Source organism: Staphylococcus sp. HMSC071G07 (assembly GCF_001811435.1).
GTDB classification, from domain to species: Bacteria; Bacillota; Bacilli; order Staphylococcales; family Staphylococcaceae; genus Staphylococcus; species Staphylococcus pettenkoferi.
Genome location: NZ_KV804750.1, coordinates 309,387 through 332,162, shown reverse-complemented (window position 1 = coordinate 332,162; position 22,776 = coordinate 309,387). Strand labels below are relative to the sequence as shown.

Annotated in this window: 17 protein-coding genes and 2 pseudogenes; 12 read left to right on the top strand and 7 right to left on the bottom strand. The window is 38.5% G+C overall.

Features of this window, described 5'->3' with window-relative positions; all coding sequences use genetic code 11:
• The first annotated feature begins 356 nt into the window (after positions 1 to 356).
• The 10 genes and pseudogenes from HMPREF2802_RS01630 to HMPREF2802_RS01585 all read left to right on the top strand — a co-directional run bounded on the left by HMPREF2802_RS01630 (position 357) and on the right by HMPREF2802_RS01585 (position 10,419).
• Positions 357 to 1,764, top strand: a pseudogene (locus HMPREF2802_RS01630) (anthranilate synthase component I).
• Positions 1,761 to 2,384, top strand: a complete 624-nt coding sequence (locus tag HMPREF2802_RS01625) for an anthranilate synthase component II (RefSeq protein ID WP_070502549.1) — start codon at positions 1,761 to 1,763, stop codon at positions 2,382 to 2,384. The pseudogene HMPREF2802_RS01630 and the gene HMPREF2802_RS01625 overlap by 4 nt, the downstream one beginning before the upstream one ends.
• Positions 2,335 to 3,351, top strand: coding sequence for an anthranilate phosphoribosyltransferase (gene trpD / locus HMPREF2802_RS01620; RefSeq protein ID WP_070502548.1), 1,017 nt, complete (start codon positions 2,335 to 2,337; stop codon positions 3,349 to 3,351). The genes HMPREF2802_RS01625 and trpD overlap by 50 nt, the downstream gene beginning before the upstream one ends.
• Positions 3,335 to 4,114, top strand: coding sequence for an indole-3-glycerol phosphate synthase TrpC (trpC, locus tag HMPREF2802_RS01615; protein ID WP_070502547.1), 780 nt, complete (start codon positions 3,335 to 3,337; stop codon positions 4,112 to 4,114). The genes trpD and trpC overlap by 17 nt, the downstream gene beginning before the upstream one ends.
• Positions 4,114 to 4,761: a phosphoribosylanthranilate isomerase gene (locus HMPREF2802_RS01610; RefSeq protein WP_070502546.1), complete on the top strand. Its 648-nt coding sequence runs from the start codon at positions 4,114 to 4,116 to the stop codon at positions 4,759 to 4,761. The genes trpC and HMPREF2802_RS01610 overlap by 1 nt, the downstream gene beginning before the upstream one ends.
• On the top strand, positions 4,745 to 5,974 hold the full coding sequence (gene trpB, locus HMPREF2802_RS01605) for a tryptophan synthase subunit beta (protein ID WP_070502545.1): 1,230 nt from the start codon (positions 4,745 to 4,747) through the stop codon (positions 5,972 to 5,974). Before HMPREF2802_RS01610 ends, trpB begins: the two co-directional genes overlap by 17 nt.
• A complete protein-coding gene (trpA, locus tag HMPREF2802_RS01600) occupies positions 5,967 to 6,695 on the top strand; it encodes a tryptophan synthase subunit alpha (protein WP_070502544.1) in 729 nt (242 codons plus the stop codon). Before trpB ends, trpA begins: the two co-directional genes overlap by 8 nt.
• A 117-nt stretch (positions 6,696 to 6,812) precedes the next feature.
• Entirely contained in the window at positions 6,813 to 7,475 is a 663-nt protein-coding gene (locus HMPREF2802_RS01595) for a type 1 glutamine amidotransferase domain-containing protein (protein ID WP_070502543.1), read from the top strand.
• A 390-nt stretch (positions 7,476 to 7,865) separates the two neighbouring features.
• Positions 7,866 to 9,134, top strand: coding sequence for an aminoacyltransferase (locus tag HMPREF2802_RS01590; protein ID WP_070502542.1), 1,269 nt, complete (start codon positions 7,866 to 7,868; stop codon positions 9,132 to 9,134).
• 25 nt (positions 9,135 to 9,159) lie between these two features.
• Positions 9,160 to 10,419 carry an aminoacyltransferase gene (locus HMPREF2802_RS01585; RefSeq protein WP_070502541.1) on the top strand — a complete coding sequence of 420 codons (1,260 nt, stop codon included), beginning with the start codon at positions 9,160 to 9,162 and terminating at the stop codon, positions 10,417 to 10,419.
• 2,050 nt (positions 10,420 to 12,469) lie between these two features.
• Here HMPREF2802_RS01585 and HMPREF2802_RS01580 read toward each other — a convergent pair.
• Positions 12,470 to 12,775: pseudogene (locus HMPREF2802_RS01580) on the bottom strand (hypothetical protein); the annotation flags it as partial.
• 255 nt (positions 12,776 to 13,030) lie between these two features.
• Here HMPREF2802_RS01580 and pepF point away from each other — a divergent pair.
• Positions 13,031 to 14,836: an oligoendopeptidase F gene (pepF, locus tag HMPREF2802_RS01575; RefSeq protein WP_070502539.1), complete on the top strand. Its 1,806-nt coding sequence runs from the start codon at positions 13,031 to 13,033 to the stop codon at positions 14,834 to 14,836.
• A 135-nt stretch (positions 14,837 to 14,971) separates the two neighbouring features.
• Here pepF and phoU read toward each other — a convergent pair whose 3' ends face one another.
• The 6 genes from phoU to HMPREF2802_RS01545 form a co-directional block, all read right to left on the bottom strand.
• On the bottom strand, positions 14,972 to 15,610 hold the full coding sequence (gene phoU, locus HMPREF2802_RS01570) for a phosphate signaling complex protein PhoU (protein ID WP_070502538.1): 639 nt from the start codon (positions 15,608 to 15,610) through the stop codon (positions 14,972 to 14,974).
• 1 nt (position 15,611) lies between these two features.
• Positions 15,612 to 16,454 carry a phosphate ABC transporter ATP-binding protein PstB gene (pstB, locus tag HMPREF2802_RS01565; RefSeq protein WP_049410471.1) on the bottom strand — a complete coding sequence of 281 codons (843 nt, stop codon included), beginning with the start codon at positions 16,452 to 16,454 and terminating at the stop codon, positions 15,612 to 15,614.
• A 12-nt stretch (positions 16,455 to 16,466) separates the two neighbouring features.
• Entirely contained in the window at positions 16,467 to 17,384 is a 918-nt protein-coding gene (pstA, locus tag HMPREF2802_RS01560; protein WP_002472017.1) for a phosphate ABC transporter permease PstA, read from the bottom strand.
• Between the two features lies 1 nt (position 17,385).
• Positions 17,386 to 18,321: a phosphate ABC transporter permease subunit PstC gene (pstC, locus tag HMPREF2802_RS01555; protein ID WP_371091345.1), complete on the bottom strand. Its 936-nt coding sequence runs from the start codon at positions 18,319 to 18,321 to the stop codon at positions 17,386 to 17,388.
• A 120-nt stretch (positions 18,322 to 18,441) separates the two neighbouring features.
• A complete protein-coding gene (locus tag HMPREF2802_RS01550) occupies positions 18,442 to 19,416 on the bottom strand; it encodes a PstS family phosphate ABC transporter substrate-binding protein (RefSeq protein ID WP_002472029.1) in 975 nt (324 codons plus the stop codon).
• Between the two features lie 429 nt (positions 19,417 to 19,845).
• Positions 19,846 to 20,757 carry a CvfB family protein gene (locus tag HMPREF2802_RS01545; RefSeq protein ID WP_002472054.1) on the bottom strand — a complete coding sequence of 304 codons (912 nt, stop codon included), beginning with the start codon at positions 20,755 to 20,757 and terminating at the stop codon, positions 19,846 to 19,848.
• Positions 20,758 to 20,909: 152 nt separating this feature from the next.
• Here HMPREF2802_RS01545 and HMPREF2802_RS01540 point away from each other — a divergent pair, with 152 nt between their 5' ends.
• A complete protein-coding gene (locus tag HMPREF2802_RS01540; protein WP_002472027.1) occupies positions 20,910 to 22,520 on the top strand; it encodes an ABC-F family ATP-binding cassette domain-containing protein in 1,611 nt (536 codons plus the stop codon).
• The last annotated feature ends 256 nt before the right edge of the window (positions 22,521 to 22,776 follow it).

The following is a 22,776-nucleotide window of genomic DNA, read 5'->3' as shown; positions in this document are numbered from 1 at the left end:
GAATTGGGCTTTGAGTAACAAGATTTAATATACTTTCATAAAGTGAACAATTAAGTTTGTTAACTAAGGTGGCACCACGGTAACGCGTCCTTATAGGTCTGTGTTACCGTGGTTTTTAGTTTTAGTGCAAATAAGATGTAGTACGTATGAAATGTTGTAGTGACAGAAAGTCAGTGGTTGATGCGAACTGACACACTTTTATACAGAAATTGGGTCTTATTGAAGTAATTAAATAGCAATTTGAGTGAGTGAAACATCGAGGTGTTTTGCTAATTAAGGTGGTACCGCGCGACTAGCGTCCTTTTTGAAGGATGCTAGTTTTTTTATATTTATTGTTTAATAAAGGAGGATTATTGATGCAAGTCTATTATGAGAAAGTCAAAGCGGATGTTACGCCAGAGGCGATAGCAAGGACAACAAAGAAAAAGATTATTTTAGAGAGTGCTGATAGCTCGCAGACGAAAGGGCGTTATTCTATCGTCGTGCTAGATGTTTGTGGTGAAGTGATTTTAGATAATCATGAATTTAGGGCGACCGGTCCTGGTTTTATCGAAGCAAATTTGGAACAGCCGTATCAATTTCTAAAGCATTTTTTAAACGATTATAAAGTCACTATTGATGATGAAACGTTGCGAAAGCTCCCATTTATTTCAGGATTTATCGGTTCTTGTAGTTTCGATCTCGTCCGACATGAGTTTCCAACATTGCAGAACATTGAATTATCGGACCATAAGCATCATGACTTACATTTTTATATGGTCGAGGATGTTCTAGTGTTTGATCACTATAAAGAAGATCTTTATATCATTGCTTCTAATTTATTTTCAAAAGCGGAAGAAGAAGAACTTCAAAAACGTGTACAGTCTCAAATAGAGAATTTAAAAAAACATACCTGTCTTTAGTGAAACGGTTCCGTTTGAAACGCCAGAAGATAAAGTTGTCAGTGGCAACATTTCTAAAGAGAATTTTATTAAAAATGTAAGAAAATTCAAGAAGCTTATCGCTGAAGGGGATATGTTCCAAGTGGTGCCTTCGATTATTTACAGTTATACGCACGATTTCGGAGATCAACGTTTCCCATTGTCTTTCCAAATGTATCAGAATTTAAAAAGACAAAATCCGAGTCCATATATGTATTATCTCAGCATGGGCAATACGATTGTTGTCGGTAGTTCACCGGAAAGTTTCGTGAAAGTGAAGAATAATCGCGTCTACACGAACCCGATTGCTGGAACGATTAAACGTGGTGCAACGGAAGAAGAGGATCAAGCGCTGGCAAAGCAACTGCTTTCAGATGAAAAAGAGTTAAGTGAACATCGCATGCTCGTTGACCTTGGACGTAACGATATTCATCGAGTATGTCGACCAGGCACATCTGAAATTCATAAGCTCATGATGATTGAGCGATACGAACACGTCATGCATATCGTTAGTGAAATTTCAGGTGAGCTTGATGATTTATCACCGCTTGAAGTCATCACGAGTCTATTGCCAACAGGTACAGTTTCTGGAGCGCCAAAGTTAAGAGCAATTCAACGAATTTATGAAACGACGTCACAGAAACGGGGAATTTATAGCGGAGGCATAGGTTATATCAACTGTAATCATGAACTTGATTTTGCGCTAGCGATTCGTACGATGATTGTTGATGTAGGAAAGGTGAATGTAGAAGCGGGGTGCGGTATCGTTTATGATTCGGTTCCCGAAAAAGAATATGAAGAAACACAAATGAAAGCGAAAAGTTTATTGGAGGTGACACCATGATTCTAATCATCGATAATTATGATTCATTTACTTACAACTTAGTTGATATCGTGGCGCAACATCGTAAGGTCAAGTTAACTTATGTTGATCAAGTTTCTATTGATCAATTAATAGGATTGAATATTGAAGGTATTATTATCTCACCTGGACCAGGGCATCCGCAAGACTATCCAGAGTTGATGAAGATAATCCTTATATTCTCTAATGTACCAATACTTGGTGTGTGTTTAGGAGCGCAAGCTTTGACGTGTTACTACGGTGGCAAAGTCGTACAAGGTTCCAATATCCTACATGGTAAAGTAGATCAGATGGACATACTAGGAGAATCAAAGTTATTACGAAAGATTCCACAATCTTCTGACATTATGCGTTATCACTCTTTAGTGAGTGACCCGAAATCTTTTCCTAAAGAACTCATTATCACAGCACAAACAAGTGATTGTATACAAGCATTTGAACATCAGTCATACCCTCACTATGGCGTACAGTTTCACCCAGAATCCTTTGCGACTAAGTATGGGGAACAGATTGTATTAAATTTCTTAGATATATGTAAGGAGGCAGAACATCGTGGCGTTAAAGTTAAAACTACAACAGCAACAACCACTGACTCAGAGTGAAATTAACGACTTTGTAGCGTTATTAATTTCGCCTGAAATTGATCAAGAAGAGAAACGACGTTATTTACAAGCCTTTTCAAATAAAGATTATAGTCAGAAAGAATTAACTTATTTATCGCTAGCACTCATACACACGATGTATGACCCACAACCTTATTATCCTGAAGGTATGTGTGTCTGCGGTACGGGTGGGGACCGGTCTAACAGTTTCAATATTTCCACGACGGTCTCGTTTATCGTAGCGAGTGCGGGTGTTCCGGTAATCAAACACGGCAACAAGAGCATTACGTCCGCTTCAGGCAGCACAGATTTACTGGCTGCGATGGCGATTAATACCACGCCAGTGTCTCAAACACCAAAGCAGCTCCAGGAAACGCATTTAGCTTTCTTGAGCGCGACCGAGACATTTCCGGTGATGAAGCATATTCAGCCTGTTCGTAAAATGATTGAGACGCCGACTATTTTTAATATTATCGGTCCAATCATCAATCCGTTTAAACTCGACTATCAAGTGATGGGTGTCTATGATAAGGAACGTTTACCGCATATTGCACAGACTCTACAAGACTTAGGACGTCGGCGAGCAATCGTTGTCCACGGCGCAGGTGGAATGGATGAGGCGACGTTGTCAGGTGAGAATATCATTTATGAAGTGAATCAGGATACAGGCATTACGAATTATACCTTAAACGCTTCAGATGTAGGCTTACACTCAGCAGACAATACAGAACTTGTTGGAGGATCGCCGCTTGATAACCTACAAATTTCGGAACGCATTTTACGAGGAGAGGATCAATCAGCTAAATATGAAGTGGTCTTGTTAAATGCCGGACTTGCTCTTTATGTAGCTGAAAAGGCCGTAACGATACAAGAAGGCGTCGAACTGGCGCATACATTAGTTCAAAGTGGCAAAGCATACGAACAGTATCAAAGTATGAAAGGAGAAGTTCATGACTATATTGGATGAAATCGTTGAGTATAAACAAGCGTTGTTAGCCAAAGGATACTATGATGAACAATTAAACAAACTCGATAGTGTCGATGTGACGCATAAGCAGAGTTATATTAATCAGCTTAAGCACAGTGAACAATTAGGTATTATTGCTGAAATTAAATCTAAGAGTCCATCTTTAAATCAGCTTCCTGAAAAAGATTTGGGTCAACAAGTAAGGGATTATGAGCGCTATGGAGCAAGTGCGATATCTGTGCTGACAGATGAACGTTACTTTGGTGGTAGTTTCGAGCGACTTCAGGATTTAACGATGAAAACGTCTTTACCTGTGCTCTGTAAAGATTTCATTATCGATCCGATACAAATCGATGTTGCGAAACGTGCAGGGGCATCGATGATCTTACTCATCGTTAATATCTTATCTGACGAACAATTAGAGTCACTATACAAGTACGCGACGCAACAAGGATTGGATGTGCTCGTTGAAGTTCATGACCAAGAAGAGTTAGCACGTGCGCACCAACTTCAACCTGAGTTGATTGGCGTCAATAATCGTGACTTACGTACTTTTATCACCGATGTCGAAAATACGAATCAAATCTTGAGAGACAAACAATCAGGATTTCTTTACATTTCTGAAAGTGGCATTCATTCTTGCGAAGATGTTGAACAAATCATGCCATCCGGTATAGAGGGATTATTAATAGGTGAAGCACTGATGAAGTGTGAGGATTTAAGCCAATTTCTACCAAGTCTGAAGCTAAATAAGGTGAAATGATGAAACTGAAATTCTGTGGTTTTACGAGAAAAGAAGATATTGAGAAGGTGAAGCAGCTTAATGTAGATGCGGTAGGATTCATTCACTATCCTAACAGTAAGCGACATCTTCCTATAACAATGATTAACGAATTAATGCAGCGACTTTCAGTAAAGATGGAGAAAGTCGTCGTTGTGGTCAATCCCTCTCGTGCTACGATTGATGCTTTAGCTACCACGACGCCAATGACGACATTACAGCTCCATGGAGACGAACCATTAGAAACCATTCAATATATACGAGCACATTATCCTGATTTACGCATTATTAAAGCATTAAGTGCGCGTAATCAGGAGGAATTGCAAGTGCGACTCGACCATTATCGTAATCAGGTTGATGAATTTATTATCGACACACCTTCACAAGATTATGGTGGAACAGGTCAAACGTATGATTGGGAAATCTTGCGCGGCATTCACGATGTCCCTTTTATGATAGCGGGTGGACTTAACTACGACCACATTCAAACTATCAAGCAAATGGATTTAAAACATCACGGCTACGACATCGCTAGTGGGATTGAAACTGAAGGACGTAAAGATTTGGGTAAAATGAGACGCATTATCGAAAGTGTAAAAGGAGTGACAAAGTATGACAAACTCATTTAAACAAGAAATTCAAACAGAAGCGGATGAATTAGGATTCTTCGGAGAGTATGGCGGGCAATACGTACCTGAAACGTTAATGCCAGCAATTCAAGAGTTAAAGCAAGCCTATAAAGAAGCGAAAGCAGATCCGACGTTCCAAGATGAACTTAAAGCGTTACTCACAGACTATGTGGGGCGTAGTACACCCTTAACGTATGCGCAATCGTATACAGAATCGTTAGGTGGAGCAAAGATTTATTTAAAACGTGAGGATCTGAATCACACAGGTGCGCATAAGATTAACAATGCGTTAGGGCAAGCTTTACTCGCGCGACGCATGGGCAAGAATAAGCTCGTAGCAGAAACAGGTGCAGGTCAACACGGTGTAGCAAGTGCGACAGTAGCAGCGCTCTTTGATATGGAACTCGTCGTCTTTATGGGCGCAGAAGATATGAAACGTCAAGCATTGAATGTCTTTCGTATGGAATTGTTAGGAGCAAAAGTAGTCTCTGTTGAGGAAGGCCAAGGTACACTCTCGGATGCAGTCAACAAGGCGTTGCAATACTGGGTCAGTCACGTCGACGATACGCATTATTTACTCGGTTCGGTCATGGGGCCAGATCCATTTCCGACGATGGTCAGAGATTTTCAAAGTGTTATAGGCCAAGAGATTAAAGCGCAAATGGTAGATAAAGAAGGCCGTTTACCTGATGCGGTGGTTGCTTGTATCGGTGGCGGATCAAATGCCGCGGGAACGTTCTATCCTTTCGTGTTAGATGATGTGAAGTTGTATGGTGTAGAAGCGGCTGGTAAAGGTGTTGACTCTCAGAAACATGCCCTTGCTTTAAACAAAGGGACGCCAGGCGTGTTACATGGTGCACGTATGTATTTATTACAAGACGCACATGGACAAGTGCAATTAGCACACTCTATTTCAGCGGGACTCGATTATCCAGGTGTTGGGCCGGAGCATTCTTACTATCATGACTTAGGTCGTGTGACGTATGAGACGGCGACGGATGATCAAGCGATGCAAGCATTGAAGCGCTTCACACGAGCTGAAGGAATTATTCCAGCTATAGAAAGTGCGCATGCGTTAAGCTATGTTGAACGGTTAGCACCAACAATGAAGCAAGATGACATTATTGTGGTGACGGTTTCTGGACGTGGTGATAAAGATATGGAATCGATACGTTCGTATTTATCAACAGAAGGAGGGGACCAAGATGAGTAAATACTTCATTCCTTACATCATGGGCGATCAATCCTTTATCTCTAATTTAAAGTTATTACAAGAGCACGGGGCAGATATCGTTGAAATTGGTATACCGTTCTCTGATCCTGTAGCTGATGGGCCAACGATAATGGAAGCGGGTAATAAAGCAATTGCTGAAGGTATGACGGTGGAGAAGATACTTCAAGAACTTAAACAGCATCGTGATACGTTGCATGGGCGTTATGTATTAATGACGTACTATAATATCATTCATTATTACGGTGAAACCGAGTTTCTAAGTGCTTGCGAGGAAGCGGGTGTTTATGGTCTGATAATTCCAGACTTGCCGTTTGAACTCATCGAGGAGATGAAACAACGTCATCCAGAACGTCAAGTTAAATTGATTTCTCTCATCGCAATGACAGCTTCAGAGGCACGTGTGAAACGTATCGCAGAACATGCAGAAGGCTTTATATATACAGTGACGATGAACGCGACGACAGGTGAAGATGGAACATTTCATCCTGACGTCAAAGCGACGATTCAAAGTTTGAAATCTTATACGTCTGTTCCAGTAGTTGCTGGTTTTGGAATTCGTACGCCTGAACACGTTCGAGACATTGGGAGTGTGGCTGATGGTGTCGTGATCGGCAGTGAAATCGTCCGTCGTTTTGCTTCACAAGACCGAGCAACAATTACTACGTATTTGAAGTCCATTCGAGACGCGCTTGATTCGTAGCCAAACTATTATTTTTCATTTACGCATCTTATTTTTTAGCTGTGAAAAGATTTTCCAACGTGAAGAGCGGGTAGACTGATAGTGGATTTCGAAAAAGCTATAACGAGGAGTGTCAGTATGACTAAGAAAGTATTATTCGTCTTAACAAGTACGAGTCAATTTCCTGATGGTACACAGACAGGGCTGTGGTTGGAAGAAGCCAGTGTGCCATATCAAGTATTGACTGAAGCTGATATCGATGTAGATGTCGTGTCGATCGAAGGTGGCGAAGTGCCGATTGATGATAATTCAACTCAAAATAATGAACTTGAAACTTACAAGCAATTCGTTGATTTAATTCAAGATGTTCCTGCACTAAATCTCGTCAATACAGCAGAGTATGACGCGATTTATCTACCAGGCGGCCACGGCACGGTCTTTGATTTCGCGAACAATCCTCAACTCTCAGACATATTGTTATCCTTTAAAGAAGATAACAAGTTCATTGCATCTGTCTGTCACGGACCAAGTGCATTTGTAGGCGCGAAGGATAAGCAAGGCAATAGTTTAATCAATAACATGACGCTGACTTCATTTACCGATGAGGAAGAACGTCAGATGGGCTTTGAAGAGCAAGTTCCGTTCCTTACGCAAACTGCATTACAAGACTTAGGTGCAAACTTTAAAGCTGCTGAAGCTTTCTCTTCACACGTTGAAACTGATGGCCAATTGATTACAGGTCAGAATCCACAATCGAGTCAAGCAGTGGGTGAAGCATTGCGCGATGCATTGTTAAGTTAGTAGTAGAAAATGAAGAATAACAGACATCGACTTTCAACAGTCCGTAGCTCTTAAGTTTAGAGGCGACTGTTGGAAGTTCTTTGTTGTGTTTTCAAGAGTTTGAATTGTTCCATGTGAGTTTTGTTGTAGCGTAAAATGGATATATTTATTACTTAGTACATATATTATGGAAAGTGGTAACGTTTAGATTGCTTTATTATACAGCTATCACTGAAATGTTATAATAAGGGTAAAGATAATTGTTTGAATAAGTTTTTACCGGCGATACATTCGCCGAATTATTTTGGTTTTAAAAACGATTATTGTATAATGAGCAAGATTGAAATTGTATACATAACTTATATTGAAGTAAGATGTAGAATAATATTGAAGTAAGAAGAGGTTAGATAAATGAAATTTACAAATTTAACAGCAACAGAGTTTGGTTCCTTTGTTGATCAAATGCCCGACAGTCATTTTACTCAGATGGTGGGTAACTATAATTTGAAGATTGCGGAAGGCACAGAAACACACTTAGTTGGTGTTAAAGACAATGACAATAATGTGATTGCTGCTTGCTTATTAACTGCAGTGCCCGTGATGAAATTCTTCAAGTATTTCTACTCTAACCGTGGACCTGTCATAGATTATGATAATAAAGAGCTCGTTTATTATTTCTTTAACGAGTTAAGTAAATATGTGAAGAAACATCGTTGTCTCTATCTCAGAGTGGATCCATATATGGCCTATCAATATCTAGACCACGATGGTAACGTTCTGGATAACGCGGGTCATGATTGGATCTTTGACACGATGAACTACTTAGGCTATCGACATCAAGGTTTCCTAACTGGCTTTGATCCAGTGATTCAAATTCGTCATCACTCAGTACTTGATTTGACTGGTAAAACGGCGAAAGATGTCTTAAAAGATATGGATAGTTTACGTAAACGTAATACTAAAAAGGTACAGAAAAACGGCGTAAAAGTACGCATGCTTGATTCTGATGAACTTCCAATCTTCCGTTCATTTATGGAGGATACATCTGAAAAGAAAGACTTTGATGACCGTGATGACAGCTTTTACTATAATCGTTTGAAATATTATCAAGATCGCGCCCTTGTGCCTCTTGCTTATATCAACTTTGACGAATACATCGAAGAGCTTGAATCAGAACGTCAGAAATTGCAGAAGGATCTTAACAAAGCGTTGAAAGATCTTGAAAAACGTCCAGATAACAAGAAATCTCATAACAAAAAAGAGAATTTAGAACAACAGTTAGATGCGAACCAACAGAAGATTGACGAAGCGCGTCAGTTACGTGAGCAGCATGGCGTTGAATTACCAATTTCAGCCGGGTTCTTCATCGTTAATCCATTTGAAGTAGTGTATTACGCAGGCGGTACCGCTAACGAGTTTAGACACTTTGCAGGCAGCTATGCGATTCAGTGGCACATGATTAACTACGCTTTAGACCATGGTATTAATCGTTACAACTTCTACGGTATTAGTGGTGATTTCTCTGAAGATGCTGAAGATGCTGGCGTTGTGCGTTTTAAAAAAGGATTTAATGCTGACGTCGTCGAATATGTCGGAGATTTCATTAAACCTGTCAATAAACCGATGTATAAAGTTTATACAACATTGAAAAGGTTAAAAGATAAAGTAACTAAATCCTAATTTCATTAAGAAAGGACAAAGTAATATGAATTTTACAGAGTTAACGGTTCAAGAATATGAAAGTTTCGTTCAAAATCCAGCTTTAGAAAGTCATTATTTCCAAGTGAAAGAGAACATCGATACACGTGAGTCCGACGGCTTTGACGTGGTGTTGCTTGGTGTGAAAGATGACAATCAACAAGTGATTGCAGCGAGCCTTTTCTCAAAGATTCCAACGATGGGTAGCTATGTCTATTATTCTAACCGTGGTCCTGTGATGGATTATGATGATTTAGGTTTAGTGGATTTTTATTTAAAAGGCTTAGATCAATATTTGCAAAAGCATAACTGCCTCTATGTGAAACTAGATCCGTATTGGATTTATCAAATTTACGACAAAGATATTAAACCTTTCCCAGATCGTACACCAAATGATGCACTTGTAACGCTCTTTAAATCGCATGGTTACACGCATCATGGCTTTACGACACAATATGATAGCTTAAGTCAGGTTAGATGGATGGGTGTGTTAGATTTAGAGGATCAAACACCATCTTCTTTAAAGAAAAAATTTGATAGCCAACGTAAACGAAATATCAATAAAGCGATTAAATATGGTATCAAAGTACGTTTCTTATCACGCGATGAGTTCCCTATATTCTTGGATTTATATCGCGAAACAGAGGCGCGAGCAGGCTTTGCGTCTAAAACGGATGAGTATTTCTATAACTTTATCGATACATATGGGGATAAAGTGCTCGTTCCTTTAGCTTATATCGATTTAGATGAATATATTGAGCATATTCAAGGCGAGATTAATGTTAAAGAGAACCGTCGTGATCAAATTATGCAAAAAGATAACAAGTCAGATAAGCAATTGAAGAAAATTGCTGAGTTTGATAAGCAAATCGCACATGACAAGAAAGAGTTATTAAATGCAAGCGAATTAAGACAGACTGATGGTTCTATTTTGAATCTCGCATCAGGCGTCTTCTTTGCAAACAGCTATGAAGTGAACTATTTCTCCGGAGGTTCTTCTGAGAAATATAACCAATATATGGGTCCATACATGATGCATTGGTACATGATTAACTATTGCTTAGAGAATGGTTATACACGCTATAATTTCTATGGTCTATCTGGCGACTTTACAGAAGATAGCGAAGACTACGGTGTTTATCGCTTTAAACGTGGGTTTAACGTGCAAATTGAAGAGTTAATTGGAGATTTCTACAAGCCTATTAAGAAGATGAAATACCGCTTATTTAATACTTTAAATAATATACGACAAAAGATAGGCAAATAAGATAAATAGTAAGCCGGTGAGCGTTTATGCTCATCGGCTTTTTATAAATCTAGGGTGGGTATTGTGTACCAAAAGTTTGTGAGACCTTTCAGTAAGCACTGAGGGTAAATGTAGTAGCATTTATGTACTAAACATCCCTCAATTAAATTATAGCATGTATACGCAATTATTCAATCTTGATTTAAATTATTATATAAATAATATTGATATAAAATATATTTGGTTATCGTGTTCTATATTTGTTAAAGTAAGAGCTTATCTTAATATGAACTTTATTAATTTACTGTATGAACTCAATTTAATTAATATAAATTACAATGAATCATTTTAGATGATAATAGTTAAAAGGATGCGATCTTAGAGCGTATAAGTGAAGATTAAGTGTTGGATGATAATAATATCCAAAGGAATTGACCGATTTAAGTAGAAATACCAATACACTCACACAAATCATGGACTAAGAATCGTTAATCATGCAATGATTAATAGAAAATCGCGAAACCAGCGACAAATTTGAGTCATTTAAACTGAGACATAACAGAAATCTATTTGATTTCTTAGTCTTGATATCGCAAGAGTGACTCGTATTTGAGAAAATGCAAGCTATCTCCAGTACACACAGCAACTGTGACAAGCATGAGTTAATAGCTTTATCAACAATCAAATTTGCTCTAAATGAAATGACTTCATATCTATGGCTTGTGGTTACTGTAAATTTTTAGTCAATTTCAACATGAGATAAAAGAACCATATTTATGTTATGTAAACCTATAGAGTTATTTAACATAAGGATATGATGTTCAAGGTGATTGATAGTAATTATTTCGATTTGCGACTTCTCTTTATTATAATAGTAATAATTGCTATTATTTAAGACGCTGAGAGACGCTTTTATTTGCATTGAAAAATACATTCACGACCACTTTCCATGTGAGTGCAAAATTCGATGTAGGATAAATTTTGTATAATCGCTCTACTAAATGCAGCATTACACAGTGCGATAATTATTAGCAAACCTAATAGCAAAAGCTATTCAAGCTATTAAGGTACTATAATGATGATTAAAAATTGATATGTATAATCAAAATTTTAGTCATAGTTAGTAATAGCTAATTTATGATATCAATAGCAGTTAAACTAATAAAAACGTCTGAATCATAAGTAATAGATATGTATCTGAATTGTTAATGTGTTTAATATGAGTATTGTAAGTAACTTATGAATGAATGAATGCAGTTATAGATCATCATAAGTTAAATGCTGATAATAGATTTACAGATAATATATACATGAATAAGCTCATCTCATTTAAGTTTACGTTCTAGTTTACATAATATATATTATAGGAAGTTATCTATATTTCTGAAAAGGGACGATTTCATCTCCCTCTTATAACCTATTCGGCTTATATTAGCTTTTGGAATCTGAACTTGATCTTACTTGAAACAGTTATTGCGTCTGAAGTTAGATCTTACATACATTGCACTATGATATTTATTAGCACCTTGAATCTCGTCATTTATATAAACGAATTTCCAATTTAAGTACGGTATATAATATTTTGTTGGTTTAGAGTTTTTTCTCAGTGTAATTGAAAATATCCAATTAAATGAATCATTTCTTTGCTAAGTTATTACTAATTACTACATAAGGTCTACATCTTTGTTTTTCTAACACATGTTTATTCTAAATAAATCTACTGTTATAATATCAAACTATTTCACCATAAATTATCGCCAACATTCTACTTATAGATTCTCCAAATTGAAACAGAGTTTTAACTAATTATATAAATGTAACTCAACTATATAATCGATATTAGAGATAAAGCTTTTAGTTCAGATGTTTAAACTCTAAAAAATATCTCATTACATATGTACTAAAAAACCTCTAAATCGTAAAAATTATGAAATAGAGGTTTCATCTACATTTATCTATCATATTCATTTCTTTTGACGCGGCTTAATGTGTCGTTTTCATCTTCAGGTTCATTACGTCTAGCTGTTGGTCTCTCTTGTTGGTATGCTTCAACGTCTTCTTTCGGAATACCGCCCCGTTTACGTATCTCTTTCTCACGTTTCTTCTCGCGACGTTTTTTACGCCAATTACGTGTTGAGAACCAACTTAAGAAACTAATAAGCAGACTCACTACAGCAAGGAAAGCTGCATAGCCTAGCAAGGGTTCGTATGAGATATTCACGAAGTTTGGAATAAAGAATGCTACGACGCCGAGTACTACGAATGTAATCACGGCCGGCGTGAACCACTTATTAAGTGCGAAATTGCATAATAGAGTGAATACCACCATACCGATAATCGTATAAGTCATATAGTTCGGCATATCAAAGATCGTCATAAGTATCTAAACTTTCTAGTTCAATCGTTACTTTAGTTTAGCTTATTTTACATGGATTGTGAATTAATAGTTATTACTCGCCTTCCCTTTCGCCTCTTTTTTCAATCATAGATTCTCTGTCCGACGAAGCGTCCTTTTAGTAAAAACAGCTTCCTTTATCATAAAATAACCCCTACTAAACAAATCGCGTGAACAGTCTATCACTCTGAAATCATGTATAATGTAAACTAAAGCGTACTAAAGGAGCGTGTGATTATGGGAAATCATTTACCAGCGCGACATGAAGTTGCGAAAAATGAAAAATGGGATATCACAGATGTCTTTGAATCTGATGAAGCATTTTACCAAACACTAAATCAGACATTAGAGAAAGCCAAACAGTTTAATCAACAATATAAAGGGTCGCTTCAACACGTGCAAGATGTGAAAGATATCTTATCACCGTTCACTGAATTGCTTATCAACATTGATAGTATGTTCAATTACAGTGAATTGCGTTTAAGTGTAGATGCAACGGATGATACTGCCCAAACTTTAAATGCGAAACTCAATACTACATTGGGGCAAATCACGAGTCAACTGTCATTCGTGGAGTCGGAAATCACTGCGTTATCTGACGAAGATTTGGACCAACTCATTGCGGAAACGAATGTCCCACATTACTTCAAACAGTTGAAAAAGAAAAAAGCATCTCAATTAAGTCCGGAAGTTGAAGAAACGTTAGCGAGTCTGTCACCTACATTTGATAGTGCATTCGACTTATATGGTACTACAAAGATGCTTGATATAACCTTTGAACCGTTTAATCACCAGGACAAGTCGGTGCCGATGAATTACGCTACATTCGAAAATGAATATGAAGATCATCCAGATCCTGAGTTCCGTCGCAAGGCTTTCAAGCATTTTAGTGAAGGTTTGAGAAAATATCAACATACGACTGCAGCAACTTACAATATGCACGTGCAACAACAGAAGATTGAGGCGACGATGCGTGGTTACGACTCTGTCATCGACTTCTTGCTCAGCGATCAGGAAGTGACACGTGAGATGTATGACCGTCAAATCGACGTGATTATGGAAGATTTAGCGCCTATTATGCAGAAATACGCGCGTTTGATTAAACGTATCCATCGACTCGATGATATGCGTTTCGAGGACTTGAAAGTCTCCGTAGATCCATCGTATGAGCCGGAGATATCCATTGAGCAATCGAAAGACTATATCTATGGTGCGTTAGGTGTGATGGGTAACGATTACGTGGATATGCTACAGACAGCCTATCGTGACCGTTGGATTGACTTCGCTCAGAACAAAGGTAAAGAGACGGGAGCATACTGCGCGAGTCCTTATGCAACCCATTCTTACGTCTTTATCTCTTGGACTGGTAAAATGACAGAAACCTTTGTGTTAGCACATGAATTGGGACATGCTGGTCACTTTAAGCTTGCACAAAGCACACAACCTTATTTAGATTCTGAACCATCACTTTACTTCGTTGAAGCACCATCGACAATGAACGAAATGCTCATGGCGAATTACTTGTTTAAACAAGATGATGACCCTAAATTCCAGCGTTGGGTGATTGGGTCTATCATTGCGCGTACGTATTACCATAATATGGTCACGCATTTATTAGAAGCTACTTACCAACGTGAGGTTTATGAAAAAGTGGATCAAGGTGAATCGTTAACAGCACAGTCATTGAACCGTATTATGTACAACGTTTACCAACAATTCTACGGCGATAGTGTACAACTTACAGAAGGTACGGAATTAACTTGGATGCGCCAACCACACTACTATATGGGACTTTATTCTTACACGTACTCTGCTGGTTTAACTATCGGAACGGTTATGTCACAACGTATTAAAAATGAAGGTGAACCAGCCGTACAAGACTGGTTGAAGACGTTGAAAGCGGGAGGTAGCCTATCTCCAATCGACTTAGCTCAAACTGCAGGTATTGATATCACGACAGACCAACCATTGAAAGAGACAATCGCTTACATTGGCGAACTTGTTGATGAGCTCGAACGCTTGACTGACGATATTGATGGCTAAGCTTCTATAAAACACATTACAATTTCAAAATACAACATAAAATTATCCTAGTTCATCATTTAGTGAGGGTGCAGTGCCAATGCTTCGGCATTTCATCCTACCACTCCAATCAATGCATGAACTAGGATTTTCTTCTTAATTATTAAGTTCTCCCGTGTAATAATAAAGAATATTTTCAGCAATATTACCTATGTGATCACCGATGCGTTCTAAAGATCGTGCAGCGAGATGGGCTTGCCCTGCTACGTAAGGATCGTTATCGATTAAATACGTAATATTAATAATGTGTGTGTAAAGGTCATCAATATCTTGGTCGCGTTGAATAATTTCTTCTACTAAAGACAGTTCTTTATCCTTGTTAGCCGTATCAAGATCTTCTAACATTAACAGGCTTAACTGCCCCATCGCTTCTAAGCGCTTCAACACATATGCATCATCGATACGCGTTCGTAAACGAATATGTGCAATGTTCGCAGCGTTGTCACCAATACGCTCAAGTTCGTTCGCAATCTTTAACGCAGCGAGCACTAATCTTAAATCTGATGCTACAGGTTGTTGTTTTAAAATAAGCAGAACGACACTTTCATTAATATCTGTCTCTAGCTGATTAATCAATTGATCTTTTGCGATAACTTGGCGTGCGCGTGCTTTATCGTTATCATTCAACGATTGAATGGCCCTTGTGATGCTGCTATAAACACGTAGGCCCATTCGTCTCAGCTTGTGGTGCAAAGCGTCAATGTCCGCCTCATATTGTGAACGAATTGTCATCATATTAACCAAATCTTCCTGAAATGTAATCTTCTGTCTCCTTATCGACAGGATGCGAGAACAGTGTATCTGTATCGTTATACTCATTGACGTAACCGTTAAGGAAGAAAGCGGTACGATCTGATACACGCGCTGCTTGTTGCATATTATGTGTCACCATGATGATGGTATAATCTTCTTTCAACGTTTGAACGAGCTCTTCAATCTTTAGAGTCGAAATGGGATCCAGTGCAGATGTAGGCTCATCCATGAGTATCACATCAGGTTGAATTGCAAGCGTTCGTGCGATACACACACGCTGTTGCTGACCACCAGATAGGCTATAGGCATTGCGATTAAGTTTGTCTTTCACTTCATCCCACACTGCGGCATCTTTCAACGACTTCTCGACGATGGCATCGAGCGTCTTTTTATCCTTGATACCGTGCATTTTAGGTCCATAGGTTACATTGTCATAAATTGATTTAGGGAATGGGTTTGGATGTTGGAAGACCATTCCTACTTTCGTTCTGAGTTTCTCAACAGGTAATTGACGATCAAAGATATTCTGCTCACGATAGTAAATCTTACCCGCTGTCTTAACAGATGGTACGAGTTCGACCATGCGGTTCAATGCTTTGATATATGTTGATTTACCGCAACCTGAAGGACCGATAATCGCAGTAATTGTGTTCTCCTCAATATCTAAGCTAATATTTTTCAAAGCGTGATAGTCACCGTACCACAAATCTAAATTTTGAGTGGAATAAACGATATTTTTTGATGCTGGTTGCGCTTCTGTTTGGTTGAAGTCTGAAAGTCGTTGTGCGACCTTGGTATTTTTTCTTTCTTGTAAAAGTTGAGACATAATTACACTCCCCTAAAATTTTTTACTAAACTTATTACGTAAAAAGATGGCTATCGCATTCATTAACAGTAAGATGATGAGCAAGACGATAATTCCGGCTGAAGCGACGTTCTGGAATTCAGCTTGCGGTAGTTTCGCCCAGTTATAAATCTGCATTGGTAAAGCTTGAAATTGATCGAATATACTAGATGGTAGCGACAATAAGACGGTTGGAATACCAATGAGAATGAGTGGTGCCGTTTCCCCTAATGCACGTGATAAAGCTAATATAAAGCCAGTTAAGATACCTGGTAGTGCAGCAGGTAGAACGACACGACGAATCGTTTGCCATTGTGTTGCACCTAAACCATATGAAGCATCTCGCATCGATTGCGGGACAGCACGTATCGCCTCTTGGCTTGCAACGATAATAATCGGTAAAATGAGTAGCGACATCGTCAATGCTGCAGCAATAATTGAGTTGCCTAAGCCAAGTGCTTCGATGCCCATACCTCTAACGAATATCGTCAGACCAAGTAAACCGAAAACGACGGAAGGAACGCCTGCTAAGTTTGAAATACTAATTTTAATAATTCGTGTGAATGTGTTATCGCGTGCGTATTCTTCTAAATATATCGCTGTGCCCACGCCGAGAATAATTGAAATGGGAATAATCGTCACCATTAACCACAGCGTACCAACTAGAGCGCCTTTAATCCCTGCCATGCTTGGCGTAGAAGAAGAGAACGACGTTAAGAAATGTAAGTTGAGATGACTTGTTCCTTTTACTAAAGTGTCGATAATCAGCACAGCTAAGACAAGCAAGCCGACTAAAGTACAGCCTAAGAGTACATACTTGAGTATGCGATTGAGTTTGAGACGTTGACGTATGCGTTGATTTAACTTCGCGTCATCTTGCTTAAGTTGTCGAGTTGGTGCAGATACCGTCATATTAATACTCCTCTCTGAAGCGGTGCGTAATCCACTGAGAAATCAAGTTCATGATGATCGTGAAGATGAAGAGTGTGAATCCTACCGCATAAATACTGTAATAAGCTGTAGAGCCGAAAGTTGCATCACCTGTCGCCACTTGGACGATGTAACCAGTCATCGTTTGAATGGAATTCGTTAAATCAAATGATGAGCTCGGTGTACTGCCAGCTGCTAACGACACGATCATCGTCTCGCCTAATGCTCTAGAGATAGCTAACACGATCGATGCCATGATGCCTGATGTCGCAGCGGGAACGATAACTTTGCGTGCAACTTCAAACTTGGTTGCCCCCATTCCTAAAGCGCCCTCTCGTACTTTATTTGGTACAGAAGACATCGCGTCTTCACTCATACTTGAGATGAGTGGAATAATCATGATGCCTACAACAATTCCGGGGCTGATGGAATTGAAGCTATTGATATCAGGAAAGATAGATCTGAGTAAAGGTGTGACGAAAGTTAAGGCGAAGAACCCAAAGACAATCGTCGGAATTCCTGATAATAATTCCAAGGTAGGTTTAATGATCTTACGTGCCGTCTTTGAGGCATATTCACTGAGATATATTGCAGAACCTAAACCAATAGGCACTGCTACGATAGTGGCAATGACTGTGATCTTCAGTGTGCCGATGATAAGCGCCCAAATTCCGTATTTCGGTGACGAAGTGAATGGTGACCACTCCGCTGTGAATAGGAATTCAGTCAGTGGTATGCGTGTGAAGAATGTGATTGTTTCAGTGAGCAATGTCACTAATATGCCTAGTGTAGTTAGAATTGAAATCAGCGCGATGAGTGCAAGCACTTTTGGAACGACTTTGTCGCTCGTTACTTTCGCTTTCGATTGTTTATCTTCAATCATCTTGCTGACGTTGATTTGTGGTGTAGTCAATAGCATCCCTTCTTTCTTCTGTAACTCCCAATTATGTAAAAAGATTGGGAAGCGTAGAAAGGTAATTTGTCGTACTTCGCTTTCTACTCAGTCTCCCCAATCTTTATCTTCTACTTAGAAATAATTTTATTTATCCTCTTTATCTTTGCTATCTTTATCGTCGTCTTTTTTATCGTGTTTTTTGATAAAATCTTTAATCTCGTTCTTTTGTTGTTTGTAATCTTTGTCTGGTAGTGCGACGAAACCAGCTTTTTCGGCAGATTTACCTTTATCATCCATGACGAATTTCATGAATTTCTGGAAGCCTTTATTACTTTCGAGTTTCTTATCATTGGTATAGATAAAGAGTGGTCGACTTAAGGCGTAAGAATCATTTTGAATTGTTTTCTTAGTCGGTTTCGTTACTTTGCCGTCATTATCTTTGATCTTAACTTCTTTTAATTTGTCTTTATTTTGTTCGTAGAAGTTGTAGCCGAAGTAACCGATACCTTCTTTGTTATCTTGAACAGACTTAACGATGACGTTAGTATCAGCATTTTTATCTGCTTTAATGTCACCATCGTTCATTACTTCTTCAGTAAAGAAGTCGTAAGTACCGTGAGATTGGTCAGGAGAGAACGCTTTGATTTTCTTATCTGGCCATTTAGAGTTCACGTCTTTCCAAGTCTTGTCTTTACCAGAATAAATATCTTTGAGTTGATCTTTCGTTAACGTATCAACGAAATCGTTATCTTTATTGACAGTAATTGTTACGCCGTCTTGTGCAACTTTGTACTCATGATATTTGATATTTTTATCTTGTAGTTTTTTCTTTTCTTCATCTTTGATTGGTCTAGAAGCATTAGAGAAATCTGTGTTACCAGCGATGAACTTTTCGAAACCGCCACCTGTGCCTGCTGTACCTGAAGATACTGTGACATCTGAATGGTCTTTCGAGAATTTCTCATTTAACTTCTCAATGATTGGGCCGACTGTAGATGAACCGTCGCCCTTTACTTTGTTTGAACTATCGTTGCCCGAGTTGGCATTTCCTCCCCCACACGCGCCAAGTAGTAAAGACGCGCCGATAATCGATGTACCAACGAATTGCCATTTCTTCATTCCAACATCCTCCTCAGTGATATGTAATGTTTAAGTTATTTCACTGTTTATATTAGAGGTTGTTTATTAAGTTAAAATAGTTGCAGTGTAAAGATTAAGTTAAGTTCGTTTAAAAAGCTGTAAAAGTATGGGTTAATGAAGTTAATTGAAGGGAAGAATGGTCTAGAAGAAGGTTGTCTAATAGGAATTATTGAAGTTTTTTTCGCGAATTATCTGTCGTTTTCAAGTTGGCAAGTCTTCCTTGCTGAAGCGCCGCACTTTCCTCATTTACGACATCTTAGTGGTATCATGATTGGATGTTCGTCTCGGATGTGTCAAATAGCTTTCTCCACATAAAAAAGCTTGAATTCGAATGTGAGCGCTATGCTTTTTCGAACTCAAGCTCATTTTTAAAAGCTATTCTATTTTCCTAAAGCTAGAGTTAAAGCTTTATTCACTTTCATTATCTTTCGCAATACTCCAACCTTTTTTCGTTAAACTAATCTGTCCTGTTTCGATATTAATAATTTTTCTTTTATACAAGTGGCCTATCGCACGTTTGAAAGCACCTTTACTCATGTTAAAGACTTCTTTAATAGCTTCAGGGCTAGACTTATCCCAGAAAGGTAATTTACCGTCATATTCGACAAGTAAGTCAAAGATAACTTGGCCATCATCATCTAAGCGTTCATGCGCGAGTGGTAAGAACGAACCATTGAGCTCCCCTTTCTCATTGTAGCCAATGATGCGGACATTCATTAATTCGCCTAAACGCGGCTCTTCCTTACGCTCAGATTGATGAACAAAGATTTTATGTCCTTCAGTTGAAAGTAAAAATGTTCCAACGCGAAGTAAACGGTATGGACGCGCTTGAATTTCTTGATTATGATAACGGTCATCATGAATCGGCGTATACATACGTTCGACAATCGTTTCTGAAGCGAGACGCGCGAACATTTGACGTTGGCTATCGATACGTAAAGTGACAAGGACATAATCGCCTTGTGCTGGCCATAACGATTTGAGTTTAGGTAGGTCTTCCCACGGAATCAATACTTCACGAGGTAAGCCTACATCCACATGTGCGCCATCACGGTCGGCTTTTAACACCTTAACGAAATCGTATTTGTCTTTCGTAATATCAGGCATGTTTTGCGTAGCGAATAAATCGCCAGAGCGGTTCGGATATATGAAGAAACTATATTCCTCTCCTACTTCTAAGTCATCTTCTTCACTAATTTCAGAAGGATTCAACTTTACTATTTCATTATTGGGACCGCGTAATATATAGGTAGAACCTGACGTATCTACCACTTCTAGGAAATCAATTGTTCCTGCAATATCTTGTTCATTGTGTGCCATAATTATCTCCTTTGCACATATAATCTTAACCATTATAACACGCATTGATACTCCTAGCATTAAACCCTATCACGATTCTCATCATGACTATCGAATGCGTTCTTATTATATGTTATAATTTGTCCGATATAATAACGTAAAGGAGTTATGACATGTTACAAGTTTCAGATGTAAGTTTGCGTTTTGGGGACCGTAAGTTATTTGAAGATGTAAATATCAAATTTACTGATGGGAACTGCTATGGTTTAATCGGTGCGAACGGTGCTGGTAAATCAACATTTTTAAAAATATTATCTGGTGAAATTGACGCTCAAACAGGCCACGTTTCTATGGGTAAAGACGAGCGTTTAGCAATATTGAAACAAGATCACTTTGCGTATGAAGATCAACGCGTACTTGATGTAGTCATCCAAGGTCATGAAAGATTATTTAATGTTATGAAAGAGAAAGACGAAATTTATATGAAACCTGACTTCAGTGACGAAGACGGAATTCGCGCGGCAGAACTTGAAGGCGAATTTGCGGAAATGAACGGTTGGAATGCTGAAGCGGATGCGGGTTCCCTCCTATCAGGGCTCGGAATCCCTGCTGAATTGCATGACAAGACAATGTCTGAACTAGAGAACAATCAGAAAGTGAAAGTACTCTTAGCTCAAAGTTTATTTGGCGATCCAGACGTCTTACTTCTCGACGAGCCTACCAATGGTCTCGATATTCCTGCGATTAACTGGCTCGAAGATTTCTTAATCAATTTCGAGAATACTGTGATTGTCGTTTCACACGATAGACACTTCCTCAATAACGTATGTACGCATATTGCGGATTTAGATTACGGTAAAATTAAACTTTACGTCGGTAACTATGATTTCTGGTATCAATCCAGCCAACTTGCAATGAAGATGGCGCAAGAGCAAAACAAGAAAAAAGAAGAAAAGATTAAAGAATTACAAGACTTTATCGCGCGTTTCTCAGCCAATGCTTCAAAATCTAAACAAGCGACAAGTCGTAAAAAACAATTGGAAAAAATTGAACTTGAAGATATTCAACCGTCCTCAAGACGTTACCCATTCGTTAGATTTACACCTGAACGCGAAATCGGTAATGACTTATTATTCGTCAATAACGTTTCTAAAACGATTGATGGCGAAAAAGTGCTTGATGACATCTCCTTCACTATGAATCCAAATGATAAAGCTGTGCTCATTGGCGATAGCGAAATTGCTAAGACAGCATTACTTAAGATTCTTGCAGGAGAAATGGAACCTGACGAAGGTTCAGTTAAATGGGGTGTGACAACTTCACGTAGTTACTTCCCTAAAGATAATTCCGCTTATTTCGAAGGTGTAGACATGAACTTGGTTGATTGGTTACGTCAATATGCACCTGAAGACGAACAAACTGAAACGTTCTTACGTGGTTTCTTAGGTCGTATGCTCTTCAGCGGTGAAGAAGTTAAGAAGAAAGCCAGCGTCTTATCCGGTGGTGAGAAAGTACGTTGTATGTTGAGTAAGATGATGTTATCTGAAGCGAACGTACTTCTCATGGATGAGCCAACGAACCACTTAGACCTTGAAAGTATTACCTCTGTGAACGAAGGCTTAAAGAACTTCAAAGGCTCTATTATCTTTACTTCACATGACTTTGAATTTATCAATACGATTGCGAACCGTGTTATTGATATTAATCAACCAGGCGCAGTTTCTAAAGAAATTCCATATAGTGAATATCTTGAAGAAATTGGTGTCATTAAACCTCAAAGTTAATCATCCTTAAAAAATTAATACTATCTACTTTATTCAATGTTAAGACTCTCGCTTGGTTGGGAGAAACCCGGAAATCTTTGATTTCGTAGTGTTTCTCTCGTAAGGAGAGCTAGGATTCATAAGAGTTGAACCTCTTATGAATCCAAATTTCTATTGCGTAGGATCACACTCAACTCATTTTTTTTCGCACAAAGTGTTCAAAGAATGGATGTTCGTTGTGACCTGATTCCATCAAGCGTCTCGAGTCGACATTGAA